Origin of the sequence: Propioniciclava sp. (genome assembly GCF_029977985.1) — a bacterium.
GTDB lineage: Bacteria > Actinomycetota > Actinomycetes > Propionibacteriales > Propionibacteriaceae > Propioniciclava.
This window is the reverse complement of record NZ_JARKOT010000230.1, coordinates 1-1850: the sequence shown is the minus strand read 5'-3', so window position 1 is coordinate 1850 and position 1850 is coordinate 1. Positions and strand designations below refer to the sequence as shown.

The 1850-nt window shown below is 72.5% G+C and carries 3 protein-coding genes; all 3 read right to left on the bottom strand.

From position 1 onward, the window contains the following. A partial coding sequence (locus Q1K57_RS13075) for a M20/M25/M40 family metallo-hydrolase (RefSeq protein WP_300083351.1) occupies nt 1-421 on the bottom strand: 421 nt, incomplete at its 3' end. Between the two features lie 13 nt (nt 422-434). Further along, nucleotides 435-1076, bottom strand: coding sequence for an MBL fold metallo-hydrolase (locus tag Q1K57_RS13070; protein WP_300083350.1), 642 nt, complete (start codon nt 1074-1076; stop codon nt 435-437). Between the two features lie 93 nt (nt 1077-1169). After that, nucleotides 1170-1724, bottom strand: coding sequence for a hypothetical protein (locus Q1K57_RS13065; protein WP_300083349.1), 555 nt, complete (start codon nt 1722-1724; stop codon nt 1170-1172). Nucleotides 1725-1850: the final 126 nt, after the last annotated feature.

The following is a 1850-nucleotide window of genomic DNA, read 5'->3' as shown; positions in this document are numbered from 1 at the left end:
CGTCGTAGCTCAGGGCGACGTGGATCGGCTCCCGCAGCGGCTCGGCGAGCATCGCCGGCAGCGCGGCGAGCACACACGCGTTGAAACCCTTCATGTCGGAGGTGCCGCGGCCGTACAACAGCCCGTCGCGCTCGACCAAGGAGTAGGGGTCAGACGTCCACCGCTGACCGTCGGTGGGCACGACGTCGGTGTGCCCGCTCAGCATGACGCCGCCGGCCGTCCCGCCGTCCGCGTCCGGGAGGGTCACGACGAGGTTCGCCTTCTGCCCGTCCGGCGTCGGGAACAGGTGCGGCGTCAGGCCGAGGCCGCGCAGGTGATCGGCGACGGCGTCCAGCAGCGGCAGGTTCGAGGTACGGCTCGTCGTGTCGAACGCGACCAAGCGGGTCAGCCAGTCGAGGGTCTCGGGCGTCGGGGAGGTCATGCTCCCCATCCTGTCACGGCTGCCAGGCCTCGCCGGAGCGGAGGTCGTGGACTGTGGTGGGCGTCATCTCGTTGTACCGGTTGAACGCGAGGTTCCAGCCGCGGTCGGACAGCAAGGCGTTGTGGATGCCGAACCCGGACGCCGCCCCGACGGACCGCGCGAAGTCGATGTGCTCCTTCATCGCCGCCCAGGGCCCCATCATGGGCAGGGCGAGCACGTCGACGCCCGCCGGCGCCGTGTCGAGGCTGTCGCCGGGGTGGAAGAAGGTGGGCTCGCCCTCGGCGCTCACGACGAGGCCGACGTTGGCGATGCGGGGGATGTCGCGGTGGATGATCGCGTGCAGCCCGCCGACCGCCGCGACGGTGACGCCGCCGAGATCGACGCGGGTGTCGGGCGCGATGCCCTGCGCGCGCTCGGGCAGGTCGTGCTGGTCGAGGACCGTGGGCTCCACCCAGATCGCGGCGTCGGGATTGGCGTCGAGGAGCGCGCCCACGTGGTCCGGGTCGATGTGATCGGGGTGCTGGTGGGTGACGAGGATGGCGTCGAGGTCGGTGAGGCCGTGCCAGGCGTCGGAGAAGTTGCCCGGATCGAACAGCAGCCGTCGATCAGCGACCTCGACGAGCACCGCCGAGTGCCCGAGATGGGTGATCTTCATCACCCCACCCTGCCGCACGCCTGCGCGGCGCGGAACCCCTCGAGCGGTGATGTTCGTTCTCCGAAGGGGAAACTGCTCCGCTCAGCGGAGCAGTTATCCGTTGTTCAACGCGGCTGGTCCGGCGTCGCCGGCCAACGCCGCCGCCAGGTCGGGGGCGGTGAGCTTGCGGCCGAACACCGGCCCCGAGGGCTCAAGCTGCGCGGCGGCGTCCATGCCGACGACGACGGGGTCGAAGCCGAGCGTGTCCACGAGCCGGGCGACCGCACCGACGGCGTCCGGGTCGTCGCCGGCGACGGCCATCGCGCGGCGCCCGGGGGCGCCGGCGGGGCGGGCGTCGGGCAGCAGGTCGGCGTAGGCGAACTGGTTGAAGGCCTTGACGAGGCGCAGGTGCGGGTGGGCGGCGAGCAGCGCCGGCGTCGTGGGGCCGGTGCCGGCCCGGACGCCGTCGGTCGCCTCCCACGCGTTGGTGGCGTCGATGAGGACGCCGGCGGCGGCGTCCAGGGGAAGGGAGGCGAGGACGGGCTGGGGCACGGCGAGGATCACGAGGTCGCTCGTGGCGAGGATGTCGGCGGCGTCGGTGAAGCGGGCGCCGGGCAGGATGCTGGCGACGACGAGCCCGTCGTGCGGGTTGGCCGGGTCGTCGGCCACGCTGAGGTCGAGGCCGGCATGAGGGCGAGCCGCCCGAGCGCGCTGCCAAGCTTGCCGACGCCGATGATGCCGATGCGCTGGTTCACGTCGTCCCCAACGCAACCGGTTGCCCCCGCATTCCCAGAT